This is a genomic window from Emergencia sp. 1XD21-10, assembly GCF_009936045.1.
In the GTDB taxonomy this organism is placed as follows: Bacteria; Bacillota; Clostridia; order Peptostreptococcales; family Anaerovoracaceae; genus Senimuribacter; species Senimuribacter intestinalis.
This window is the reverse complement of sequence record NZ_QWEQ01000004.1, coordinates 171,884-197,042: the sequence shown is the minus strand read 5'-3', so window position 1 is coordinate 197,042 and position 25,159 is coordinate 171,884. Positions and strand designations below refer to the sequence as shown.

At 47.0% G+C, this 25,159-nt stretch carries 22 protein-coding genes and 3 pseudogenes; 24 read left to right on the top strand and 1 reads right to left on the bottom strand.

The features are described from left to right. Positions 1-112: 112 nt before the first annotated feature. The 11 genes and pseudogenes from D1151_RS17295 to D1151_RS03495 all read left to right on the top strand — a co-directional run. On the top strand, positions 113-466 hold the full coding sequence (locus D1151_RS17295; protein WP_161907953.1) for a TnpV protein: 354 nt from the start codon (positions 113-115) through the stop codon (positions 464-466). After that, the gene (locus D1151_RS03550; protein ID WP_161907952.1) at positions 394-5,817 is read left to right on the top strand and encodes an SNF2-related protein; all 5,424 of its coding nucleotides are present in this window, start codon (positions 394-396) and stop codon (positions 5,815-5,817) included. The genes D1151_RS17295 and D1151_RS03550 overlap by 73 nt, the downstream gene beginning before the upstream one ends. Beyond that, complete coding sequence (locus D1151_RS03545) at positions 5,798-6,172, top strand: TnpV protein (RefSeq protein WP_001129922.1); 375 nt, start codon at positions 5,798-5,800, stop codon at positions 6,170-6,172. The genes D1151_RS03550 and D1151_RS03545 overlap by 20 nt, the downstream gene beginning before the upstream one ends. Before the next feature lie 366 nt (positions 6,173-6,538). Then, the gene (gene tet(O) / locus D1151_RS03540; protein ID WP_000691758.1) at positions 6,539-8,458 is read left to right on the top strand and encodes a tetracycline resistance ribosomal protection protein Tet(O); all 1,920 of its coding nucleotides are present in this window, start codon (positions 6,539-6,541) and stop codon (positions 8,456-8,458) included. 51 nt (positions 8,459-8,509) lie between these two features. Further along, positions 8,510-8,683 carry a cysteine-rich KTR domain-containing protein gene (locus D1151_RS03535; RefSeq protein WP_002779755.1) on the top strand — a complete coding sequence of 58 codons (174 nt, stop codon included), beginning with the start codon at positions 8,510-8,512 and terminating at the stop codon, positions 8,681-8,683. Between the two features lie 490 nt (positions 8,684-9,173). Further along, complete coding sequence (locus D1151_RS03520; protein ID WP_105116765.1) at positions 9,174-9,683, top strand: sigma-70 family RNA polymerase sigma factor; 510 nt, start codon at positions 9,174-9,176, stop codon at positions 9,681-9,683. Between the two features lie 94 nt (positions 9,684-9,777). After that, positions 9,778-10,203 carry a sigma-70 family RNA polymerase sigma factor gene (locus D1151_RS03515; protein WP_000323895.1) on the top strand — a complete coding sequence of 142 codons (426 nt, stop codon included), beginning with the start codon at positions 9,778-9,780 and terminating at the stop codon, positions 10,201-10,203. Between the two features lie 83 nt (positions 10,204-10,286). Further along, positions 10,287-10,761: pseudogene (locus D1151_RS03510) on the top strand (RNA polymerase sigma factor). Positions 10,762-10,915: 154 nt separating this feature from the next. After that, positions 10,916-11,941, top strand: coding sequence for an AAA family ATPase (locus D1151_RS03505; RefSeq protein WP_001170964.1), 1,026 nt, complete (start codon positions 10,916-10,918; stop codon positions 11,939-11,941). A gap of 524 nt (positions 11,942-12,465) precedes the next feature. Then, positions 12,466-12,987, top strand: a pseudogene (gene mobV, locus D1151_RS03500) (MobV family relaxase); the annotation flags it as partial. 24 nt (positions 12,988-13,011) lie between these two features. Then, positions 13,012-13,203, top strand: a pseudogene (locus tag D1151_RS03495) (recombinase family protein); the annotation flags it as partial. Between the two features lie 63 nt (positions 13,204-13,266). Here the strand turns inward: D1151_RS03495 and D1151_RS03490 are convergent. After that, positions 13,267-14,889 (bottom strand): recombinase family protein, encoded by a 1,623-nt coding sequence (locus D1151_RS03490; protein ID WP_161907951.1) that lies wholly within the window; start codon positions 14,887-14,889, stop codon positions 13,267-13,269. 166 nt (positions 14,890-15,055) lie between these two features. Here D1151_RS03490 and D1151_RS03485 point away from each other — a divergent pair, with 166 nt between their 5' ends. From D1151_RS03485 to D1151_RS03430, 13 genes are all read left to right on the top strand, one after another. After that, on the top strand, positions 15,056-15,235 hold the full coding sequence (locus D1151_RS03485; RefSeq protein ID WP_016221055.1) for a hypothetical protein: 180 nt from the start codon (positions 15,056-15,058) through the stop codon (positions 15,233-15,235). A 126-nt stretch (positions 15,236-15,361) separates the two neighbouring features. Further along, positions 15,362-16,189: a ParA family protein gene (locus D1151_RS03480; protein ID WP_016221056.1), complete on the top strand. Its 828-nt coding sequence runs from the start codon at positions 15,362-15,364 to the stop codon at positions 16,187-16,189. Further along, positions 16,143-17,087 carry a ParB/RepB/Spo0J family partition protein gene (locus D1151_RS03475; protein ID WP_161907950.1) on the top strand — a complete coding sequence of 315 codons (945 nt, stop codon included), beginning with the start codon at positions 16,143-16,145 and terminating at the stop codon, positions 17,085-17,087. Before D1151_RS03480 ends, D1151_RS03475 begins: the two co-directional genes overlap by 47 nt. Before the next feature lie 317 nt (positions 17,088-17,404). Further along, positions 17,405-21,553: a SpaA isopeptide-forming pilin-related protein gene (locus D1151_RS03470; RefSeq protein ID WP_161907949.1), complete on the top strand. Its 4,149-nt coding sequence runs from the start codon at positions 17,405-17,407 to the stop codon at positions 21,551-21,553. A 195-nt stretch (positions 21,554-21,748) separates the two neighbouring features. Next, a complete protein-coding gene (locus D1151_RS03465) occupies positions 21,749-22,054 on the top strand; it encodes a hypothetical protein (RefSeq protein ID WP_161907948.1) in 306 nt (101 codons plus the stop codon). A gap of 8 nt (positions 22,055-22,062) precedes the next feature. After that, positions 22,063-22,383, top strand: coding sequence for a hypothetical protein (locus D1151_RS03460; protein WP_120438316.1), 321 nt, complete (start codon positions 22,063-22,065; stop codon positions 22,381-22,383). Beyond that, the gene (locus D1151_RS03455; protein WP_159751694.1) at positions 22,373-22,648 is read left to right on the top strand and encodes a hypothetical protein; all 276 of its coding nucleotides are present in this window, start codon (positions 22,373-22,375) and stop codon (positions 22,646-22,648) included. Before D1151_RS03460 ends, D1151_RS03455 begins: the two co-directional genes overlap by 11 nt. After that, positions 22,632-22,808: a hypothetical protein gene (locus D1151_RS16620; protein ID WP_016221063.1), complete on the top strand. Its 177-nt coding sequence runs from the start codon at positions 22,632-22,634 to the stop codon at positions 22,806-22,808. Before D1151_RS03455 ends, D1151_RS16620 begins: the two co-directional genes overlap by 17 nt. Continuing rightward, on the top strand, positions 22,798-23,403 hold the full coding sequence (locus D1151_RS03450) for a hypothetical protein (RefSeq protein ID WP_161907947.1): 606 nt from the start codon (positions 22,798-22,800) through the stop codon (positions 23,401-23,403). The genes D1151_RS16620 and D1151_RS03450 overlap by 11 nt, the downstream gene beginning before the upstream one ends. After that, complete coding sequence (locus D1151_RS03445) at positions 23,403-24,101, top strand: hypothetical protein (protein ID WP_161907946.1); 699 nt, start codon at positions 23,403-23,405, stop codon at positions 24,099-24,101. Before D1151_RS03450 ends, D1151_RS03445 begins: the two co-directional genes overlap by 1 nt. An 11-nt stretch (positions 24,102-24,112) precedes the next feature. Beyond that, positions 24,113-24,319 (top strand): hypothetical protein, encoded by a 207-nt coding sequence (locus tag D1151_RS03440; protein WP_016297380.1) that lies wholly within the window; start codon positions 24,113-24,115, stop codon positions 24,317-24,319. Then, entirely contained in the window at positions 24,316-24,540 is a 225-nt protein-coding gene (locus D1151_RS03435; protein ID WP_161907945.1) for a hypothetical protein, read from the top strand. Before D1151_RS03440 ends, D1151_RS03435 begins: the two co-directional genes overlap by 4 nt. 71 nt (positions 24,541-24,611) lie before the next feature. After that, positions 24,612-25,070 carry a hypothetical protein gene (locus D1151_RS03430; RefSeq protein WP_161907944.1) on the top strand — a complete coding sequence of 153 codons (459 nt, stop codon included), beginning with the start codon at positions 24,612-24,614 and terminating at the stop codon, positions 25,068-25,070. Positions 25,071-25,159 lie beyond the last annotated feature (89 nt).

Sequence of the window (25,159 nt, the reverse complement as noted above, 5' to 3'; positions counted from 1 at the left end):
GCTGCAGGGGACGATGTTCTTGAGGGTATGGAAAAACAGGTAAAGGCTTATCTGACACAGAAACGCACTTTAGAATACAATAAATCCAAAGAGATGGAAAGGAGCAGCGAAGATGGAAATCACATACAGGAAAGCGGGCAAGATTTTTCTGCCGGACTTCGAGGAGGATTACAGCCAGCCGGAGGGAGAAATCGGGAAATTCGGGAAACTGCGGGAGAGATTTCTGTACGAGGAGAAACCGGCGAAGTACAGCCTGATGAACATAGAGGGAACACTGAAGCAGCATCTTCTGGACATAGACAGGGACAGCGAAGCGATGCTGACCACACTGATGCAGAAGAAGAAAGCGAAGATGAATCTGACCGAAGAAATGAAACAGCAGAAACCGATGGAATGGGCGCAGGAAATGCGCCTGATTCAAATGGAAGCAGAGCAGACCGTAATCAGAGAACTGATAGAAATCTAACTGAATATATACCATCGTCTGATACTCCGCGATTTTATGAGCAAAATGCTACGGAAGCTTTAATAAAAGAAGCGGTTGCAAATGCAAAGATAGGGGAATCCGAAATTTACCAGTTCTTCGGATCGCATTATGACAAGGACGAGCAGAATGAGTTTGTAAAAGACATTGTAGATGATGCGTATACAGAGATTTTGTTTGAAGAAGAGCGATATGGCTACAAGGCATTTTTGCAAGGTATGCTTTTGTGGAAAGGCAGTTATCTAAACAGGGAATCAGAAACTCTTTTTTCATGGGATAAGATTAGCGAGTACATCGAAAGCTTTTGGCAGCTCACATTAGACACAGAAACGGGAGTTTTGCCAGGAACAGATGCGCAGCTCAGTTTCTTGGAAAAGAATCCCGAGCAGGTAACCTTCGGGCAAAGCCTCATCGATCGGACCTTAAGGCATAGCAGTTACAGAAAAGAAATATATACCTTTTTCAAAAATCGGCATACCACGCAGGAAAAAATTGAGTTTCTGAAAAAGAAATACGGAATTGGCGGACGGACGCCAGTCTTTTCGGGACTTGACTATATGGAAGATTATAATGCAAAGGGTATCACTTTTACAAATTATCCAGATGATTCATTTTTCTGCAGCTGGAAAGATGCTGCAGAACGAATCACAGCGATGATAGAGGAGGAAAATTACCTTTTCAAAGCAGAAATGGAAGCAGAGGCAGGAGAAGAACCGTCTGCTTTTTCAATTCCTGATGGACTGTATGTTGAAATTGAGTTTAGTGAAAACCCTGCGTATGAACAGAATCGTCTGTATCCTCTTGGATATTTTGACTATTTGGGGGACCATCTGAACAAGTATTGCATAAATGCAAAGATGCTGGGATATGACAAAGTCTTTTTCATATTAAAAGAAATCGCCGGCGGAAAAGAAACCGTTCTGTTTTCAGACCGATATGATTTAGGCAGTGAAGAAAAGCCGCCGATTGACAGAATACTTGAGCTTGCAGACGAAGATCTGCAGCAGTATGTAGAAGCGATAGACCACGAAAAGGGATATATTTTAGCTGACGAAGAAGCAGATGAATTTGTACACCTTATGGAAGCTGCTACCGAGCGGCTGCGAAACCTGCGTGAGAGAGATATGGCTTTTGCTGCGCCGGAGGCTGAAGAAGTACAGACAGAAAATAAAATTGAAGTCGGCAAAGTTTTTACACATGATGAACGGACATATCGCATCGACAGTATAGATGGAAACAAGGTTTCTCTCCAGGATATTACCTTTCAGGAAAGCAGAGGGTTTCCAATTTTCCGTGCTGAAACGATAGATACTGTTTTTCGCATGATTTCCGAAGAAAATGAACGCCAGATTACAGCAGAAACCGAGGAAACAAGGGGAACTGGTATCATTGCTCCGTCAGAAGAAAAAGTCGCTGATACAGCCGATTTTTCCATTACAGACTATAATCTTGGAAAAGGCACAAATGCAGAGAAATTTAAGGCTAATCTTGCAGCAGTCAGCCTTTTGAAACAGCTGGAAACAGAAGATAGAGCCGCGACAAAGGAAGAACAGGAAATTTTATCTGGCTATGTAGGCTGGGGCGGTCTTAGCGATTATTTCGATGAAAGACACAGCAGGTATCAGGAATTAAAAGCGCTGCTGACCGAAGAAGAATATAAATCAGCGATGGGCAGCGTGCTAAATGCACATTACACGCAGCCGCTTGTTATTGAGAAAATGTATGATATTCTGGATAACCTGGGATTTTGCGGCGGCAATGTTTTAGAGCCTGCAATGGGCATAGGCAATTTCTTCGGTATGCTTCCGCAAAAGTTCCGAAAGGATAGCAGACTTTATGGGGTTGAACTTGACAGTATCTCTGCAAGGATTGCAAGAAAGCTGTATCCGAATGCAGAGATTACAAACAGTGGTTTTGAAGAAACTGCCTATCGAGATAATTTCTTCGATGCGGCAATCGGCAATGTCCCTTTTGGTGATTACGGCATCAATGATAAAAAATATAACCATCGTGGATTTTTAATTCACGATTATTTTTTTGCAAAAACCATCGACCAGGTGCGAGCTGGCGGCGTGATTTGCTTTATTACAAGCAAAGGCACCATGGACAAGAAAAACAGCAGTGTACGGGAATACATCGCTGAAAGAGCGAAGCTGCTTGGTGCAATCCGGCTGCCAAACACTGCCTTTAAGGAAAATGCAGGAACGGAAGTTACCAGTGACATTTTAATTCTGCAGAAAAGGGAAGCGCCGGTAATCGTTGATGAAAACACTGACTGGCTGCAGCTTGCGGAAGATAAAAACGGTCTTGTATATAACCGTTACTTTGTAGAAAATCCGCAGATGGTCATTGGGGAAATGAAAGAAATCTCTGGGCGGTTTGGCAGTGAAACCACCTGTCATCTGGAAAAAGGCGAAGAGCTTGAAGCAAGGCTTGATGAAGCTGTACGCAGAGTGCAGGGAAGCATTACAGAAGTTACCTTTTTTGATGATGTGGAGGACACGGCAGAGATACTTCCTGCAGATGTAAATCTGCCCAATTATGGATATTCCCTGATAGACGGCAGGCTGTACTATAGAGAAAATGCCAAGATGTATCCGGCAGACCTGAATTCTACTGCTATCGAGCGAGCAAAGGGCATGATAGAAATCAGGGATATACTGCGAGAACTGATTGATAGACAGCTTGCTGGCGCAGAAGATGAAGAAGTGAAATCTTTGCAGTCAGAATTAACCTCTTCCTACGATGCGTTTACAGAAAAGCATGGCTTAATCAACGCAAGAGCAAATGAACTTGCCTTTCGTGATGATTCAGGATACCCGCTTATCTGCTCTCTGGAAAACATAGATGATGACGGAAATCTGGTTTCCAAGGCTGATATTTTCACGAAGAGAACCGTAAGAAATGCAGAAGTGGTTACTTCTGTGGATACGGCTTTAGAAGCCCTTGCTATATCTCTTTCTGAAAGGGGAAGAGTTGATTTGTCCTTTATGGCGCAGCTGAAAGGCAGCAGCAAAGAAAGCCTTATCAGCGAGCTGCAGGGACATATTTTCCGGCTTCCCGATGCAGCAGATCCGGAGAGCAAAGTATATATTCCTGCAGATGAATATCTTTCTGGCAATGTCAGACAAAAATTAACCGAAGCAAAACTGCTTGTGGAAAAGAACCCTGAATTTCATGCAAATATAAAGGCTCTGGAAGAAGTCATGCCTGCATGGCTGTCAGCGGCAGAAATTGATGTCAGACTTGGCAGCGTGTGGGTGCCGGCAGATATTTACGAGCAGTTTATGTTTGAACTTTTGGAAACGAATGCTTATGCAAGGACGGACATTGGTGTATCATATAACGAAATTACAGGGATATGGTACATCCGAAATAAGAGTGCTGACCGGTGTAATGTTTTAGCAGATACCACTTATGGAACCAGCAGAGCCAATGCTTACCGCATTATCAATGACAGCTTGAATTTGAGATCTGTCAGCATCAGCGACACTGTAACCGATGCAGATGGTAAAGTCAGACAAGTTCCTAACCTGAAAGAAACAGCACTTGCCTGCGAAAAGCAGGATTTGATTAAGGAGAAATTCAAGAGCTGGATATGGGAAGACCTAGAACGCAGAGAAAGATTAGAGAAAATATATAACCATCGCTTTAATTCTATTGTCACAAGAGAATTCGATGGACAGTATTTAAGTTTTCCTGGCATGAATACGCAGATTACGCTAAGACCGCATCAGAAAAATGCTGTGGCAAGACAGCTTTATGGTGGAAACACATTGCTTGCGCACTGTGTTGGCGCAGGGAAAACTTATGAGATGGCAGCTGCTGTTATGGAGAAAAAGCGATTAGGTTTATGCAGCAAAGCGATGTTAGTAGTGCCAAATCACTTAACAGGACAGTGGGCAAAGGAATTCATGCAGCTGTATCCAACTGCAAAGCTGCTTGCGGTCACAAAAAAGGATTTTCAGCCAGCCAATCGGAAGAAATTCTGCAGCAGGATTGCTACAGGTGATTATGATGCGATTATCATCGGACACAGCCAGTTTGAGATGATTCCGCTTTCTAAGCCAAGGCAGAAGGCATTTATCGAATCACAGCTTGATGATGTGCAAAAGGAACTCATTGCCTTAAAAGCAGAGAGAAATGAAACCTTTACTGTTAAACAGCTGCAGTCTATGGAGAAGAAGCTGAAAAAGAAACTGGAGCAGCTTAACGAGGGCAGCAGAAAGGATAATGTCATAACCTTTGAAGAACTAGGGGTGGATTTTCTGTGCGTTGACGAGGCGCATAACTACAAAAATCTTGCTTTCCATACCAAAATGAGCAATGTATCGGGTATTTCTACAACCGGAGCAAATAAGTCCTACGATATGTTTGCAAAGTGCCGGTATCTTGATGAAATAGCCCAGGGAAAAGGGATTACCTTTGCAACAGGAACACCGGTATCCAATTCTTTGGCAGAGCTTTATACGATGCAGAAATACCTACAGTATGATGAGCTGAAAAAGCAGGGGCTGATTACTTTTGATTCATGGGCTTCCACTTTCGGCGAAATTACAACAAACTGGGTGCTGGCGCCGGAGGGAACGAAATATCACAAAAAAACCCAATTTGCCAGATTTTTCAATTTGCCAGAGCTGATGAGTATGTTCAAAAATGTTGCTGATATACAGACGGCGGATATGCTCGATCTCGATGTGCCGGAAGCAATGCAGGAGGTTATTGTTGTCAAGCCGACAGGCACACAGCTGCAGATATTAAGGGAAATCGGAAACAGAGCAGATGAAATTCGCAATGGCAATATCGATCCGAGAGAAGACAATATGCTTAAGATTACGACAGATGGACGAAAACTGGCTCTTGATGAAAGAATCCTTACCGGAGCAAAAGAACACCCGCTAGGGCAGACGAAAATAGACGCCTGCGCTGAAAAATGTGTGGAAATATACAGAAATACCATGGACCAATGTTCTGCGCAGATCATTTTCTGTGATATGTCCACGCCGAAAAAGGACGGCAGCTTTACTGTTTACGAAGAACTGCAGAAAGCACTTATGGAAAAAGGTGTAGAGGAAAAGGAAATTGCCTTTATCCATGACTATAACACAGAGGCGGCAAAAGAGGAACTATTTGCGAAGGTTCGTCAGGGAAAAGTAAGGTTTCTTATGGGCAGCACATCAAAGATGGGTGCCGGCATGAATGTACAGAATAAACTCATTGCAGCGCATCATCTGGATGTACCATGGCGACCGGCAGATGTAGGACGGATTTTGCGGACATTCAAAATAAAAAAGAATGTGGAGGTAACAGACAATGGCAAAATCATTATTTGAGGAACTGGGCGGCAAATACGAAAGGCAAGGGGATTATTTGATACCGTGCTTAACTGTACCCGCCGAAGAAGAACAGGCAATAGGCATCTGGGGGCAACGGCATTTAGATTATCTAAAACAGTACCGTAAAGTTACATACACCAATCTTCTTACAAGCGGCAGGCTAAACGCCTACCTTGCCGACATCAACAGACAGGCACAGGAACGCTTTGAAAGGCTCATAGAGGGTATGAAACAGGCACAGGGCATAACGGAACAGCTAAAGGCAGAAAACGCCTTAGAATGGACAGGATGCCTCAATAACATAAGGGCTTGTGCGAGGGAGATTGTGGAAAAGGAAATTATTTTTGCATAAACAGATGATTAGTGGCAGGGGGAAATCCTGCCGCTTTTTCTGCTTTAGTTTGTCAGCTTGACAAATAAAGGGTTAAGGAATATAATTAGATTCAGTATTATACAAGGAGTTAATAAATATGCGGCAAGGTATTCTTAAATAAACTGTCAATTTGATAGTGGGAACAAAAAGTAGCAGTCCCGTTTCACTTTTAATATGGGGCTTAGTTTTTTGTACCCAGTTTAAGAATACTTTTATCATGTAATTTTATATGCCCGAAAACATATAAGTGTTTTGGGGCTATTGGAGTTATTTACCCAGTGATAGGAGTATTTATCACTGGGTATTTTTATGCCCTTTTTTGGGTGTTGATAGGAGGAAAATCACATGAAAATAATTAACTTAGGCATTCTGGCTCACGTTGACGCAGGAAAGACAACATTAACGGAAAGTTTATTGTATACCAGTGGTGCAATTGCAGAACTAGGGAGCGTAGATGAAGGCACAACAAGGACAGATACAATGAATTTGGAGCGTCAAAGGGGAATCACTATCCAGACAGCAGTGACATCTTTTCAGTGGGAGGATGTAAAAGTCAACATTATAGATACGCCAGGCCATATGGATTTTTTGGCGGAAGTATACCGTTCTTTATCCGTATTAGACGGAGCAGTATTATTAGTTTCTGCAAAGGATGGCATACAGGCACAGACCCGTATACTGTTTCATGCACTACAGATAATGAAGATTCCGACAATTTTTTTCATCAATAAAATTGACCAAGAGGGGATTGATTTGCCAATGGTATATCGGGAAATGAAAGCAAAGCTTTCTTCGGAAATTATAGTGAAGCAAAAGGTTGGGCAGCATCCCCATATAAATGTAACGGACAATGACGATATGGAACAGTGGGATGCGGTAATTATGGGAAACGATGAACTATTAGAGAAATATATGTCAGGGAAACCGTTTAAAATGTCAGAACTGGAACAGGAAGAAAACAGGAGATTCCAAAACGGAACGTTATTTCCCGTTTATCACGGAAGCGCTAAAAACAATCTGGGGATTCGGCAGCTTATAGAAGTAATTGCCAGTAAATTTTATTCATCAACGCCTGAAGGTCAATCTGAACTATGCGGGCAGGTTTTTAAGATTGAATATTCAGAGAAAAGGCGGCGTTTTGTTTATGTGCGTATATATAGCGGAACATTGCATTTGAGGGATGTTATTAGAATATCTGAAAAAGAGAAAATAAAAATCACAGAGATGTGTGTTCCGACAAACGGTGAATTATATTCATCCGATACAGCCTGCTCTGGTGATATTGTAATTTTACCAAATGATGTTTTGCAGCTAAACAGTATTTTGGGGAACGAAATACTGTTGCCGCAGAGAAAATTTATTGAAAATCCTCTCCCTATGCTCCAAACAACGATTGCAGTAAAGAAATCTGAACAGCGGGAAATATTGCTTGGGGCACTTACAGAAATTTCAGATGGCGACCCTCTTTTAAAATATTATGTGGATACTACAACGCATGAGATTATACTTTCTTTTTTGGGGAATGTGCAGATGGAAGTCATTTGTGCCATCCTTGAGGAAAAATATCATGTGGAGGCAGAAATAAAAGAGCCTACTGTTATATATATGGAAAGACCGCTTAGAAAAGCAGAATATACCATCCACATAGAAGTCCCGCCAAATCCTTTCTGGGCTTCTGTCGGGTTGTCCATAGAGCCGCTCCCTATTGGAAGCGGAGTGCAGTATGAAAGCAGAGTTTCACTTGGATATTTAAATCAATCGTTCCAAAATGCGGTTATGGAGGGGGTTCTTTATGGCTGCGAGCAGGGGCTGTATGGATGGAAAGTGACAGACTGTAAAATCTGTTTTGAATATGGATTGTATTATAGTCCTGTAAGTACCCCCGCAGACTTTCGGCTGCTTTCCCCTATCGTATTGGAGCAGGCTTTAAAAAAAGCAGGGACAGAACTATTAGAGCCATATCTCCACTTTGAAATTTATGCACCGCAGGAATATCTCTCACGGGCGTATCATGATGCTCCAAGGTATTGTGCAGATATTGTAAGTACTCAGATAAAGAATGACGAGGTCATTCTGAAAGGAGAAATCCCTGCTAGATGTATTCAAGAATACAGGAACGATTTAACTTATTTCACAAATGGGCAGGGAGTCTGCTTGACAGAGTTAAAAGGATACCAGCCAGCTATTGGTAAATTTATTTGCCAACCCCGCCGCCCGAATAGCCGTATAGATAAGGTTCGGCATATGTTCCACAAGTTAGCTTAACAGCTTGCAAAAGTCATATAAAATGAGATTTGAAAGGATTAGAGACTAATTATGATGAAATGCGAATGGATATTGTGTCCTGTTTGTGGGAGCAAAACCCGTAATAAAATTAGGAAGGACACTGTTTTGGAGAATTATCCCCTTTATTGTCCAAAATGCAGACAAGAAAGATTGATTAAAGTTGACAACTTGAAGATAACTGTCATCAAAGAGCCAGACGCTTAAGACGCAGAGCCGATGAAATTGTGGAACAATTCACGAATCATCGGCTCTTTTTGTTTCGTATTTGAAAGAACAAACTCACCAAATAAAAAAAACGATATTCGGGTGGGTTATTTTGTTATACCCTAAATTACCCTCTGAATTTGTTTTTAAATTTGGAGGGATTTTTTTATGTCCTTTTTTCGGGCAGTTATCTATCTGCTCATACGAAGCAAAATTTATCAATACATAGCATATCAGAGAACGGCAGGAAACCAGTTAAAAAAATTTCTGCCAGTGCAACGGTACTTCTCACCTTGAAAGTAGAAGTACAATCTCCATACAATAGAATTACTATTTCCTATAACCGTAAAGGTCACAGAGCCTTTGCGGTTTTTCTTTTGTCGATTTTTGTTGGAAAGTGCCGTAGGGCTGTTTCTGATATGCGGTGTCGTTCTCCGCCTCTCCATCTGGATTTTTTACATTTCAAAAATTCAGATGGGAGGTATTTATGGTGAAATATGCACCAAGAAAGGTATATATCAGAGAAAGTGGCGGCTATGTGGAATTATCCTACACGGAGTTCTGCCGTTGCAGGGAATCCGACCAGACCTATATGGACAAGCTGTTTATCCCCATTCAAGGCTGTCTGCTTGAAGTCGTGAGGGAGCAATACACAGACTTCTACCGTGACAAGGAACGGTGGCGTTATCTGCAAAAATTAGATACAAAGAATAGACTGCTATCTCTCGACGGATTTACGGACAGCGAGGGGAATCCTCTGGACTTTATCACTGATGAAGCGGTGGACATTGCAGAAACCGTTGTCAATGCGGTCATGGTGGACAGGCTGAAAGCCGCCCTGCCTTTGCTGTCGGATAGTGAACAGGAGCTGATACAGGCAATCTTTTTTGACGGACTTTCCGAGCGTGAAGTCGGGGCGAGGTTGGGCATAACCCAGAGCGTTGTAAACAAACGCAAAGCCAGAATCCTAATAAAACTAAGAAAGATAATAGAAAATTAAAATTTAAGGCGTTCAGCCCCCTTGTTTTTTCCTTTGGGAAGATGAGGGGGCTTTTCTCTGCCCTCTCAATCAATTCTGATTGGAGGAAGTAAGAATGGCATACAACCACGGACGGGAGGACAGGAAATGGCGTATCTGGAAAGAAGCGGAGGAAAAGCTGCTGCGTGAGTGCGGCGTTGATGAAGCGACCATTGAGCAGATACGCATGGCGGACAGGGCAGACTTCAATTCCAACAGGCGGTTTTACCGATGGACGAATGACGTTGCGGAATATCTTGAGGACATGGCAGGCAGGGAGCGGCAGGCGGAAGTGGGTACGGTTGCGGAGTTACTGGAAGAGATTGAGAGCGAAAATCTCTATCAAGTATTAGTCACGGTGGACGGGCGTACCTTGAAAATCGTCCTGCTGAAAATGCAGGGGTATTCCACAAAGGAGATTGCCCCGCTTGTGCATTTGACGACTGGTGCCATCTATGCGAGGTTAGACCATCTGCGGAAGAAGCTGCGGAAAATTTTATAGCTTCTAAAACAGCCTGCCATCCTGCGGGCTACTGGGTGAGGGATGGAAATCCCCTCACTCATTTTTTGCAGGAGGACAACAGGATGGCATACAGGGTTAAGGCATACACGCTTCGGGAGGAATCCACGGAAAGCGGCACAAGGTATTTTATCAGCTTTAAGGACGGGCAGGGCAAATCCCACGAGTTGGAAGTGTCGGAACAGTTCTTTATGGAGTTTCGGCAGATGGAGCGCAGGAACAGGAATCTTTTCTAATGGGACGAGCGGCACAGGGAGTTTAACGAGGTATGGGACGAAACCCTTTACAGACGGGCGTTGCGTGTGCCTAAGAGCCTTGATGAACGCATGGTTGAGGAAGAACGGAATGAAACGCTCTATAAGGCGGTTGGGAGCCTTCCAGAGATACAAAGGCGGCGTTTCCTGCTCTACTACGAGTATGAGTTCAATTTTTACCAAATCGCCGCTATGGAGCATTGCACCGCTTCGGCAATACAGAAATCTGTTGCGATTGCAAAGGAGAAAGTAAAGGCGGAAATTGAAGAAATATCTCCAACCGTGACCGACACCGCCCGAAAAAGAAATCTGTTTTTTATTTGTGTGGGATTGGCGGCATTACATACTCTCACTTTTTTCCGTGGGAGTAAATCTATTTTTAAGGAGGTCAACGCCTATGTGCAACGAAAACAAAGACACCGCCCGAAAGGAGGAAAGCCATGCAGAAGTTACAGACAGTCAACGCCGAAACGCTCCTTTATGAACCGCTTGAGAAACCATCCTTTGTGGTGGACAGCCTTATCCCGACAGGCTTATCGCTGTTCTGCGGCTCACAGAAGATAGGCAAAAGCTGGCTCATGCTGAAGCTATGCTTATGCGTGTCGCAGGGAATCCCTTTATGGGATATGCCGACAATGGAGGGCGATGTGCTTTACCTCTGCCTTGAGGACACGTTCTGCCGCATACAGGACAGGTTATTTCGTTTGACGGACGAAGCAAGCGGGCGGCTCCACTTTGCCGTGGCAAGCTGCAAGCTGTCAGACGGTCTTATCGTGCAGCTTGAAGATTATCTGAAAGATTACCCAGACAGCAGGCTCATTGTCATTGATACCTTGCAGAAAGTCCGTACAGCTTCAAAAGACAATGCCTATGCAAGCGACTATGGGGACATCTCCCTCATCAAAGACTTTGCCGACAGGCACTCTCTGGCGGTCATTGTCGTACACCACATCCGAAAGCAGAATGACAGCGACGTGTTCAACAAGGTGTCTGGGACGACAGGATTAACGGGGAGTGCGGACGCTACCTTTGTTCTGGAAAAGGAGAAACGTGCGTCTGACACCGCCAAGCTGTATGTGACGGGCAGGGACACGCCTTATCAGGAATACACGCTGCGTTTCCGTGATTGCCGTTGGGAGCTTGTGGAGCGGAAAACGCAGGAGCAGCTTGCGAAAGAAACGATACCAGATGTCCTTTTTCGGTTGGTGGATTTTATGAGGGATAAGGAAGAATGGATAGGCACGGCAACGGAACTGTTAGCCGCTATGGGGGAAACGGAAACCATACCCACGGTGATTACGAAATGGCTGAATGAATACCGCACCACATTTTTAAGCGAGAACCGTATCTGCTACCAGTACAGCCGCAGGAAAGACGGCAGGCGGATTGCCCTTGCAAGGAGGGCGGGTGACAGCGGTGATGGTGGTGACAGCGATATTAGGATACCCCCCTGTTACTGTCATTGACGCTTAAAGCCATGTAAAGCTGGCGGCTCTGCCCTGCGGGTGACAGCAGTGACGGTGGTGACAGTGATTTTAGGATACCCTGCCGCTGTCATCCCTACGGGAGAACACCCCGTAAACGCAAAATGCAGGCGTGAGATTTACTCGCCCTTTTCGGTCGTGTAAAACCACCCCTGCGGTCAGAAAAATCATTCCGATTTTTCCGACTGCGTTTACAGGGTGTAACACACTACACTTTGCCCTGCAAAGTCGTGTGCCAGACGTTCCCTCTGGACTCCCTTAAGGCAGGGCTGTGCCCTGCTATCCTACGCCTTACGGCTTCGGATAAAAGAATGGCGGCATGACGGTGACGGCTCTTGCGAGGGGGGTATCCCAAAAACACCGTCATCATCGACATGACCGTCATGCAGGGGGTGAGGGTGACAGTTGCGGCAGTCGGCAGGGGGTATCCCAAAACTGCTGTCACCACCGTCACCGCTGTCACCCCAAAGGACGGTCACCCGCCGAAAGAAAGGAGGAATCCGCCTATGCCTTATGCAATCCTGCGTTTCCAGAAACGAAAAGCGGGCGGCGTTGCGGCTTGTGAACGCCACAACGAGCGGAAGAAAGAAGCCTACAAAAGCAACCCAGATATAGATATGGAACGCTCTAAAAACAATTACCATCTCATAGCACCACCAAAGTACACCTACAAGAAAGAGATTAACCGCATGGTAGCCGAAGCGGGGTGCAGGACAAGGAAAGACAGCGTGATGATGGTGGAAACGCTCATCACAGCTTCACCAGAATTTATGAACCAGTTACCGCCCGAAGAACAAAAAGCGTATTTCCAGACGGCTCTTGACTTCATTTCGGAGCGTGTTGGAAAGCAGAATATCCTCTCCGCTGTCGTCCATATGGACGAGAGAACGCCCCATATGCACCTCTGCTTTGTGCCGATTACGCCAGACAATAAGCTGTCAGCGAAAGCTATCTTAGGCAACCAGAAATCATTATCCGAGTGGCAGACCGCCTACCATGAGCGGATGTCCTCACGGTGGAATCAGATAGGACAGATACGGAGGTTTTACAGTATGGCAGGAATCAAAGAAGAAAAGAAAATCTATTTAGTCGGCATTTATTGCCGCTTATCTAAAGACGATGGTACGGATAACGAGAGTGCGAGCATTGCGACACAGAAATCCATCCTCACGGATTATGTGAAAAAGCAGGGATGGCACATAGCAAAAACGTATGTGGACGATGGTTATTCTGGTACAAATTTTGTTGAGGTAAGATAACGTAACCTTTTTTGCAGAGGGCGTTATCTTACCTCTTTTTGATGTATGTTAGATAGCATAACTCTTTACGTCGGCTCCTATCTGTCTGAAATAGGAGATACTTTCGGTAGGCTTGTCGCCTGTATCAACTCTGCCGACAAAGCTATAAAAGATTTCGATTTTGCGGGTGTTCGTTTCCTTATCCAGTTCGTGAATAAGAATACGGTCAATAAATTCATGGACGTTTTCGTAGGTCAGTTCGGTAATGGCGGTGTACTTGCGTACCAGTGCGACAAACCTTTTCACGTCCGCGCTGCGCTCGGTGGCGTTGTCAATTTCCTGTGACAGCTCCGCAATCCTCCGGGTCAGCGTCTTTTTTTCTTCGTCGTAGCCGGAAGTTAGAAAAGCAAATTGTTCATCTGAAAGTTTCCCTAAAGCGTTGTCCTCGTAAAGCTTGCGGAATAAGATGTTCAGCTCGTTCATACGGTTCTGCGCCTTGTCAAGCTCTTTCCGCTGCTGTGTCAGCGTCTTTTGTACTGCCTTTGCGCTGCACTCGTTGGCGGTTTCGATAAACTCCTGTTCATGCTCTTTCACATAAGACGTTACGCGCTGCAAGTCTGCAAGGACAAGTTCTTTCAATACGCTTTTGCGGATATAATGCGTAGTGCAGAGCATATCATTTCTTGCCCGGTTGCGGTAGTTGCCGCAAGTGTAGGCGTGTTTCCGTTCAAGCGTCCCGGCTCCGCGTACTGCATACATTTTGTAGCCGCAGTCCCCACAAAAGAGCAGCCCGGAAAACAGGTCGATTTCATCAACCTTTGTCGGGCGTTGCCGGGTGGCAATCCGCTTCTGTGCAAGTTCAAAGGTTTCTTCATCAATCAAAGGTTCGTGAGTGTTGGGGAAGAAATACCTTTTTTCCTCCGGGTTCTTTTTCGTCTTTTTCGACTTATAAGATACCTTGTAGGTTTTCCCGGTTATGGTATGCCCTAAATACTCTTTCCTTGTCAGAATGTCGTACAGCGTCTTATCCGGCCAGTTGTACCATGCGTTGAGCTGTGGGCGGGGGTGGCGTTTGCTTCCTGTTCTACGGTAGCGCAGTTCTCCGACGGTCAGTATTTCATTGTCCCGTAGCCAGTTCTGGATTTCACACATACGGTCGCCCCGTACATACATTGCAAAAATCTGTTTTACGACGTGCGCCGTTTCCGGGTCGGGTATCAGATGATTGCGGTTATCCGGGTCGATAAGGTAGCCGTAAGGGGCTTCGCCGTTGACGCGCTCGCCTTTCTGTGCCTTTGCCTGTTTGACTGCTCGGATTTTCTTTGAGGTGTCGCGGGCGTAAAACTCGTTGAACCAGTTCCGCAGAGGGGTAAACTCGTTATCTTCCCTTGCTGTGTCTACACCGTCGTTAATGGCAATGTAGCGCACTTCGTATTCGGGAAAGACAATCTCTATCAGCTCCCCGGTTTTCAGATAATTACGTCCCAGACGGGAAAGGTCTTTTGTTATGACGGTCGCCACGTTCCCGGCTTCAACTTCATGCAGCATGGCTTGAAGCCCCTCACGCTCAAAGCTCACGCCGGAAAATCCGTCGTCTACGAAAAAGCGCGTGTTGAAAAAATGGTGTTCGTCAGCATACTTTTGTAAAATCATCTTTTGGTTCTGTATGCTCTCGCTTTCCCCGGCCTGCATATCTTCTCTGGAGTTGTCATTTTGGTGGAGAGCAGAAAACCGTATAGAATCAGCAGAAAAGCGTAACTACACCTTTTATCAATACCCACACATAACACTCTTTTTACACCTTTGAACATAAAGCCGTATTCCTATATAATCAAACCATGAAAGGATGGTGTTGATTATGAGAGAAAAGAGAAATCATTTATATGTGGACAACCAAGAACGGAGCATTTTGTTACATAGCCTTGTGGAACTGAAAAACCAGCTCATACAGCAGGGCAGATATACAGACTGCGTTGACGAACTGATATTTAAGGTCGTAAACGCACCCGTCAAGAGAATGAAAATTGAATATGTCTAAGGCACATCACAGAGCCGCTTATTCTTGTTGTTTTTTAAGAGTAAGCGGCTTTTTTGCGTTCTCTGGTACTCTTACATAGCCACCTTGACAAAGTGGCTAAATCTATGCGAAAGGAGGACGCACCCTATGTCAAATTGCAAAGTAATCGCTTTAACCAACCAGAAAGGCGGCGTTGGAAAGACCACCACGGCGGTCAATCTGGGTGTGGCTCTGGCACAGCAGGGCAAAAAAGTTTTGCTGATTGATGCCGATGCACAGGCAAATTTAACCATGTCTCTCGGTTACAGCCGACCAGACGATTTGCCCGATACGCTCTCGACTATCATGCAGGACATCATTGATGATAAACCCGTTGATGTTTCCAGAAGCATCCTGCACCATGACGAGGGCGTTGACCTACTCCCGTCCAACATTGAGCTGTCTGGGCTGGAAGTAAGACTGATAAACGCCATAAGCCGTGAAAGCGTGCTGAAAACCTGCATCAATGAGGTGAAAAAGAATTACGATACTGTCCTCGTTGATTGTATGCCGAGCTTGGGGATGCTGACAATCAATGCGCTTGCGGCTGCTAACAGCGTGGTTATCCCGACACAGCCCCATTATCTTTCCGCCAAAGGCTTAGAGCTGTTGCTTCGCTCCGTGTCTAAAGTGAAACGGCAAATCAATCCCCATCTGCGGATTGACGGTATCTTAATGACGATGGTAATGCCACGCACGAACATCTCTAAGGAAATCACGGCAACGGTTAAAAGTGCCTACGGGCAGAGGATTAAAGTGTTTGATACCCAGATACCCCACTCCATCCGTGCCGTGGAAGCCACCGCAGAGGGCAAGAGCATTTTTGCCTACGACAAAGGCGGCAAGGTAGCCGCCGCTTACGAGCAGTTCGGAAAGGAGGTGGCAGAGCTTGGCGAAAAACAGAGGAAGCAAAATCGAGCTGACCGCATACGATGACCTCTTTGAAACGGACGAGAGCCGTGCGGAAGCGAATCTAAGCAAAATTAGGGAAATCCCGATTGCGGAGATTGACGAGTTCCCAGACCACCCGTTCAAGGTCTTGATGGATGAGGACATGGAGCAGCTTGTGGACAGCATAAAGCGGAGCGGCGTAATGACCCCTGCTACTGTCCGCCAGAAAGAGGGCGGGCGGTATGAGCTAATCAGCGGTCACAGGAGGAAAAAGGCTTGTGAGCTTGCAGGGCTTGAAATGCTCAAATGCGAGGTTAAGGAGCTGACCCGTGACGAAGCTATCATTGTCATGGTTGAGAGCAATCTCCAAAGGACTACTATCTTGCCGAGTGAGAAAGCCTTTGCGTATAAGATGCGGCTTGAAGCGATGAAACGGCAGGGACAGCGAAGTGATTTAACTTCGTCGCCAGTGGCGACTAAGTTACAGAGTGGGCGTTCTGATAAAGAATTAGGCGAACTGGTTGGAGAAAGCAAAGACCAGATACGTCGCTATATCCGTCTGACCGAGCTTGTACCCGAAATCCTGCAAATGGTAGATGAACGCCAGATTGCTTTCCGCCCTGCGGTGGAAATCTCCTATCTGTCCGAGGAACAGCAATATACGCTTTTAGAAGCGATGGGCTACAATGATGCCACGCCCTCTCTTGCACAGGCTATCAAGATGAAAAAGTTCATGCAGGAGGGAAAGCTCACGGACGGGGTTATCCAGAGCATCATGCAGGAGGAAAAGCCGAACCAGAAAGAGAAGCCCGCCTTTAAGGACGAGCGGATAACCAAGCTCATACCAAAATCCATCCCCAGAGGGCAGGAAACGGATTTTGTCGTAAAGGCGTTGGAGTTTTATAACCGCCACTTGCAGCGGAGCAAGGCTCACGAGAGGTAGAACAGGCAAGATGGGGATTTTGGCATGGAACGCCGTGGGAGAAGTCTGCCCCTTTGAGGGACAGCAAATTTTTTTCGGCTTCCCCCTCTCCACACCTCTCCCCCTTGATACTGCCAGTAACTATCCGAGAAAAGAAATATGCGTAGGCAACGAGCCAAGCGGACGTGCTTGCACGGACATTTGGCGACTGCCACGACAGCCGAATGACTTGTGCCTTGTTATGAGTTATTCGGTATAAAGGCTGTCCAGAGGGGCAGCTTTTTCTGTCAGTAAATCAATGAGCAACTATCAACATGAGAACGAACAGGAGGTAACGAATGAAGATTCGTAAATTATTTCAAAGGGCTGCGGCGTTTGCTTTGGCTGCGGTCACGGCATTGTCCGCCGTCCCTGCCACGACAGCGTTCGCAGCGGGCGACATCGGAACGATTAGCTTTACCCACACCTACGACGGTGCAGGGAACGCCATAAGGTACAATTCCAGTGCGAACATCGGCGGTCATACCGCAGGCGGCACGGGCGAATATAAGTACCGCATGTATGTGGACGGGGAAACGGCGTTCTGCCTTCAGCCGGGCGTACCCTTAAAAACAGGCAATACGCTTGCAAAGGCGTCTTCCAACACATGGAACGCCCTCTCCGCAGACCAGAAAAAGGCGGTGGGGCTTGCCCTGCTTTACGGCTATCAGGGGAACAGCGGGAATCTGTCTGGGAGCGATGACGAGAAATGGCTTGCCACGCAGACCCTTGTATGGGAGTTCGTCACGGGATGCCGTAATTCAGCAAGCCCGTACAGCCAGACAAGCACGACCGTTTACAGCCTGCACTTTGGCTCGAATTATGCAAACAGCGGGGCAAGGTCGGCTTATGACCAGATTGTGTCATTCATGACAAGGCACAGCACGATTCCAAGCTTCATGTCGGCGGGCAAGAAAGATATTACAAAAGAACTTGCCTATAAGGACGGGAAGTACAGCCTGACATTGACGGATAAGAACAATTCCCTCTCCGAGTATTCCTTTACCAGCTCCGACAGCAATGTAAAAGTGTCAAAGTCTGGGAACAAGCTCACCATCACGTCAAAAAAGGCGATTGACGGCAAGGCGAGGATTACCGCAACGAGGAACAACACGCCGACGGTCAGCAGCGGGGCGAAGATGATTGCATACGGCGACCCGAACCTGCAGGACGTTATCACGGGCGTGGAAAACGTGGACACCATGACGGCGTATATCAACGTGGAAACGCCGACAGGGACGGTCGCACTGAAAAAGACTTCCGAGGACGGCGTTGTTGCGGGGATTTCCTTTACCATCAAGGGCGACGGCTTCAACAAGACCGTAAAGACAGATAAAGACGGAAACATCACGGTGGAGGGCTTATTCCCTGGCACTTATACCATCACGGAGCAGTCCATTGACCGTTATGAGCCGCAGAAAACCCAGACCGTGACGATTATCGGCGGAAAAACAGCAACGGTCACATTCAGCAATGCCTTAAAACGTGGCAGTCTGGAAGTTGTAAAAACATCCGAGGATAATCTTGTGGAGGGCGTGAAGTTCCACCTTTACGGCACTTCTTTAAGCGGATTGGCAGTTGATGAATATGCTATGACCGATAAGAATGGATTGGCAAAGTTTGAGAACATCCTTATCAGCGGTAGCACGCCTTATACTCTTGAGGAAGTGGATACGGCAATCCGTTATGTTGTCCCTGCATCCCAGACCGCCCCGATTGAGTGGAAGAAAGTTACAAACCGCAGCTTCCACAACATTTTAAAGAAATTCAATGTCACGGTATTAAAGACCGACGTGGAAACGGGCAAGAAGCCGCAGGGCGACGCCACCCTTGCAGGTGCGGTTTATGGCATTTATAAGGGCGAGGAGCTTGTGGACACCTACACCACCGATGAAAACGGGCAGTTCACAACAAAATATTATATCTGCGGAAACGATTGGAGCGTCCGTGAGATTACCCCGTCCGAGGGCTATCTCTTAGACACGACCGTACACCATGTAGGCGCAGAGCCAGAGCTTTACACCGTGGAATATAATTCTGCAAAGAATGATGTGAATGAGCAGGTCATCAAAGGCAATATTGCCATCATCAAGCACACAGACAACGGCGAAACCCAGATTGAAACACCAGAGGAGGGGGCTGTCTTTGAGGTATATCTGAAATCCGCAGGCAGTTTCGATGCGGCGGAGGAAACCGAGCGTGACACATTGATATGTGACGAAAACGGCTTTGCCCAGACAAAGGATATGCCATACGGCATCTATACCGTGCATCAGACCTCTGGATGGGACGGTCGGGAGTTGATGAAAGATTTTGACGTGTTCATCTGCAAGGACAGCCAGACTTACCGCTACCTTATTAACAACGCCAACTTTGAGAGCTATATCAAGATTGTGAAAAAGGATATAGAAACGGGCAAAGTCATCCCGTATGCGGGTGCAGGCTTCCAGATTTACGACCCAGAGGGAAACCTTGTAACAATGAAATTCACTTATCCCGAAGTGACGGAGATTGACACATTCTACACTACCGCAGACGGCGGGCTTATCACGCCGCAGACACTTGAATACGGCAAGGGATATTCGCTTGTGGAAGTGCAAGCCCCATACGGCTATGTTTTAGACTCCGAGCCAGTTTATTTTGACGTGGAGCAGGAAAATTCCGAGGAAGAAAGCGGCGTCACCATTGTCAAGGTGGAACGCTCCAATATGGCACAGAAAGGCAAGATTACAGTATCCAAGTCTGGGGAGGTATTCAGCAGGGTATCGGGAAACAAGGGGCTGTACCAGCCGATTTTTGCCGTGGATAATTTAGAGGGAGCGGTCTATGAGATTACCGCAGCCGAGGATATTATCACAACCGACGGCACGGTCAGAGCCGAAAAAGGCGAGGTCGTGGACACGCTTACCACAGGGGAAGATGGCACGGCGGAAAGCAAAAAGCTTTATCTCGGTAAGTATGAGGTAAAGGAAGTGACCGCCCCGTTTGGCATGGTATTAAACGATGAAATCCATGCGGTCGAGCTTGTGTATGCGGGGCAGGAAATTGAAGTGACGGAAACAGGCACGGAATTTTACAATGAGCGTCAGCGTGTGGAAATCGACCTCAACAAAACCCTTGAGGTGGATGAAGCATACGGCGTGGGCAACAACGGTGAAATCAAAGACGTCACGTTCGGTCTGTATGCAGCCGAGGAGCTGACCGCAGCCGACGGCTCTGTTATCCCTGCCGATGGATTGATTGAGGTTATTTTCCTTGATGAGAACGGTCACGGAAAAGCTATCAGCGACCTGCCGATGGGCAGCTACTATGTGCAGGAAATCAGCACAAATGCCGCCTACCTTATCAGCGATGAGAAGTACCCTGTTGACTTCGAGTACGCAGGGCAGGAAACAGCTATCGTGAATATCACGGCAAACGAGGGAGAAGCCATTGAAAACGAACTGATTTACGGTTCTGTCAGTGGTAAAAAGTCCAACGAGGACGGCGAAGATTTAGGAGGTGCGTTAATTGGCATCTTTAAGACAGGTACAACAGAATATACAAAGGAAAATGCGATTGCGACTGCCACATCCGAAGATGACGGCAGTTTTTCTTTTGCGGAAGTTCCGTATGGCACATGGGTTATCCGTGAAATCGAAAGCCCGAAAGGATATGTACTCTCCAAGGAAGAAATCAACGTGACAATCGGCGAGGTTGACAAAGTTGTGGAGATTGAGCTTGTCAATTATTTTATTACGGGAAATATCGCTCTGACTAAGGTAGACAAGGACTATCCCGATAACAAGCTCACAGGTGCGGTATTTGAGGTTTACTCTGATACGGACGGCGACGGAAAACTGGATAAAAAGGATGAACTTCTCGGCGAGATGGGCGAGGTGGAGAAAGGCGTTTACCAGATGAACGACCTCAGATACGGCAAATACTTTGTCCGTGAGAAAACCGCCCCGACGGGCTTTGTGCTTGATGAGAACGTCTATCTCGTATCCATTGAGGAAAACGGCAAGACCTACAACGTGGAGAATGAAGCGGGCAAAGGCTTCTTGAATGAAGCGCAGAAAGGCTCACTCAAAATCGTTAAGACTTCCTCTGACGGCAAGGTGGAGGGCTTCTCTTTCCGTGTCATCGGCAAAGATTACGACCAGACATTCAAGACGGACAAAAATGGCGAAATCGCCATTAACGGCTTGCGTATCGGCGAATACACCGTGTCCGAGGTCAGCGACAAGGCATCCTCTGGCTATATCCTGCCTGCCGACCAGAAAGTGACAATCAAAACAGACGAAACGGCGACCGTCACCATGCACAACGAGCTACGGGACACCCCGAAAACAGGCGATGACTTTAACCTCGGTTTGTGGGTAAGCCTTGCGGCGGCATTTACTGTCGGTGCAGGAATCTTCGGATTTGTCGGTTATAAGAGCGGAAGAAAGAAAAAGGAGGATTAAACAGGATGAGAGAAAAAACCATTATTGCTATTGTGCTTGTGGCATTTATCGGCGGTGCGGCTGCGTGGCTGCATTTCCGCAGGAAGAAATAAATTAGGAGGTTTTTGATATGGGATTGGGGCGGTTCAGAATGACCACCCTCTTTCCATTTATAGAGGGTGTTTGTGCGAAGAAACACACAGAACGGAGGAATTTATGGACAGTCTGAAAACCATTGAGGGCAAAGTCAGAGCCGTCCTGCAAGAAAATGAGGACGCCAGAAATGACGATATGGTGCTGTACCTTGCCCTCTGCAACCTTTATCTGAAAGATGCGGGAGCTATGCCGCTTGCCCGAATACTTTTGAACCATAAGGAGCTTGGCTTGCCGAGCTTTGAGAGCGTGGGCAGGACACGCCGCAAATTGCAGGAGAAATACCCAGAACTTTTAGGGAGTGTGCGGATGCAGAAAAACAGAGCCAAAGGCGAAAAGGCATACCGTAGATATGCGAAAGAATCGTGAGGTGAAAGGTGCAGGATAAGTCTTTTGAATACGGAGGGCATCATTTTATCCCAGAGCGGCGGTTCACAAAGCGGGAAGATGATTTTTTCAAGATTACCCGCAGGCTTCGGAGTGATACGGAGTTAGGATTTTTTGCCGCTGACTATTACGGCAGGGGAAGCCAGAAATTCCCTTATTCTTATGATGATTTTTATGCTGCATCCACGGATAAGAAATGCGATGTTTTCCGCTGCGTGGAGAACGGCAGGCTGTACGTCCCCTGCCAGTATGAATTGCAGCAATATATGGACGAGAAACAAAAAGAGAGGAGGAACGCCTATGAACGGTGAAACACGCTCCAATCAGGGCTATGAAATCATAGAGAGCTGCACTATCGGGAACACGGAGCTTGTCATCGGGCATCACCCGAAAGCCCCGAACCCATATGTCTGCTGGTACTGCAAAGGCGGCGACAACTATTATTGGGGCTGCTACTGCAACACCCTTGAAGCGGCAAGGGAGAAACTGAATGAACGCTACCAGTCTGAGTGCCAGATGCCATATAACCAACAGCACGATAAAAAGGCGAAGCAGCACGATGGGCGTGAGCGGTAGCACGGGAAACAATGAAAATGACAAGAAATATAACTGCACGGACTGCCCTTACCCCCGATATAAGGACAGCCGTGTCATCTTCTGCGACGTCTGTATCAGAAAAATTTTAGACTGGCAGAGGGAGAAAAAACAGGGAAAGGAGAACCCCGATGGAGAATGAAGAAAAACGGATGATTAGCTCCTACGAGGTCACGCAGAGCATCCACATCGGAAAAAAGGAAGTCGTGTTCGGCATAGATGAGAAAGAGGAATACCCGTATCTTGTCTGCTATTGCACTTACGACAATCCGCTGTCCGCAGAATGGGTGACGGATGCGGTCGGCTCTGACGACTATCTGGAAGCCATGCAGATGTTTACCGACAGGGTGCGGGAACAGATAGAGAGTGTAAGAGCTGAGCAGGCACAGTTCAAGTTTGACATGACCCCGTTTACCATAGACGACTGCATCCCAGACGATAAGTGCGGCAGCATTGTGGGCAAGGTCGTTGTCATCAACGCCGAGGTCAACCGCCATGAATATCGTCATTCTGCCTATCAGCTTGTACTGGCAGACGGCGGTCACGGTGCGTTGGGCGGCAGGGGGCAGGCGGTGTTCGGCACTTCCCTTGCGGACGGAAAGCACGCCCGATGGGAACGGTGTGACGTGCTTGGGGAAATCAAGCCAGAGAAGATGCCCGTCTGGGCAAAGGAAGCACTTGCAAAAATCCAATCGCAGGAAAAGGCGAAGAAATCAAAGAGCAGGGAGGAACGCTGATGGAGATACGGACTTTGACGCAATCCGAACAGAAATACACTTACGCACAGAGTATGCAGCTTGAGGGGCAGACGGGATGTATCGGTCATCTCCGAGGTGATTTTGCCCCCTCTGGATATGGCTTTTATACTTCTTGGACTGATACGAGGGAGCAATGGAAAACTGATGAATTTAAGGCAGGGCTGGACGAAGTTATCAATGCCCTGCGTGAAGATAAGGGGCTTCTGCACAACCGCTATGACATGGCGGCGTTTGCGAGGGAGAATCCCGAAAGTGCTTTTAAGGGTAATTACTGTACCGAGTACGGCTTCCGTGCGGATACCGACAAGCACGCTTTCCTGCTCCGCTGCAACCCGACAAAGGGCGATTACAATTTTTACTGCTACTGCTATGTGAAAGAATGGCTCGACAGGCATGTATCCAGAGCAGAACAGGGAATCCGCTTTATTGACCCCCATTACAAAGAGCTGTTCCGCATCCCAGACGGCGGGAAAATCATTATCACTTATGATTGGGGAGAAAAGGCGGAAAAAAGCTGCCGTTTCATTGACGAATACCATACCGAGGTGGGCAGCAACCTCTATCACATCTGCGAGTTTGCCGAGCGTATGGAAAGGAACGGGCATAGTTGCGAACCGAAGCCGCAAGAGCCGCCGTCCGCACAGAAAGCCCCGAAGCACAAAGACCATGAACGATAGGAGGTTTTAGTATGCCAGTCAACCCAAAAGCCGTCAGAGCCTTAAACAAGGTTCTGGACGCAGGATTTACCGAGGAAAAAGCCATTGCCGCTATGACGATGGACGACATTCTCACCATGCAGGGCATCACGGTGGCGGACATCACGCTCATCAACGAGCTGCAAAAAAGCATCAAGGGGAACAAGGTCATCTCATTTCTGGGAGGTGGCACGGAGTGAACGCAGCAAGGCAGGTCTGCATGACGGACAGCAAAGGCAGGACGCTTTTTTCTGTCCCCGATGGCGGCATCATCCGTATGCTTTACGGGAACGGGGAGGATTATTTTGCCGTCTGCCGTTATCTGGACGAAGCCCATGCAGAGATTGACGGCGTAAGGTACGCCGTTCGGGAGTTTGCACGGAGGATGGAACAAAACAAAATCAGCTATGCCCCTGCCTAAAGGCGGGCATGGACAAAGAGGAGGATTGATATTTTTATGGAACAAACTGTTTTATCAGGCGGTGGTATGAAGTGAGTACCGAGCTAATCAACCGCATCACGGTAAAGAAAGACGGCGTGTATGTGTCTTCCCACAGCTCCAACGACACCTCTCCCTACCATTCATGGAGGTGCAAGGGGCTGTCGGAAATCTATGATGCCGAGGGGCAGAAAGGGCTTGACCGTGAGGTTATCCGTATGCTCTATGAGTATGCCGAACTTCGTGGCTCTCATAAGAGCCTTGCCCGTTACCGCTACGCAAAGGACGCCCCCGCCGCCCATGCCGTCTATCAGAAATATATGGATAAGATAGACGACCGCTACGGGCAGATGGACGAAGCCGACCAGAAAAGCGTCTGGTACAAGCCCACGGAAAAGGCAAAGGAATACCGAGCCTATGAGCGGGACATGCGGGAAAAGATGTATTCCGAAATCGCTGAAAGATGCGGGGAATACGACAGGAAACAGAAAAACAAAGATATGGAACGATAAGGAGGTGTAAGCCTATGGCTGCAAAGTACCAGCTTATTACGGAGCTGTACCGCCGCACGGGGATGGCGGTCGCAAAGAACCCGCAGGCT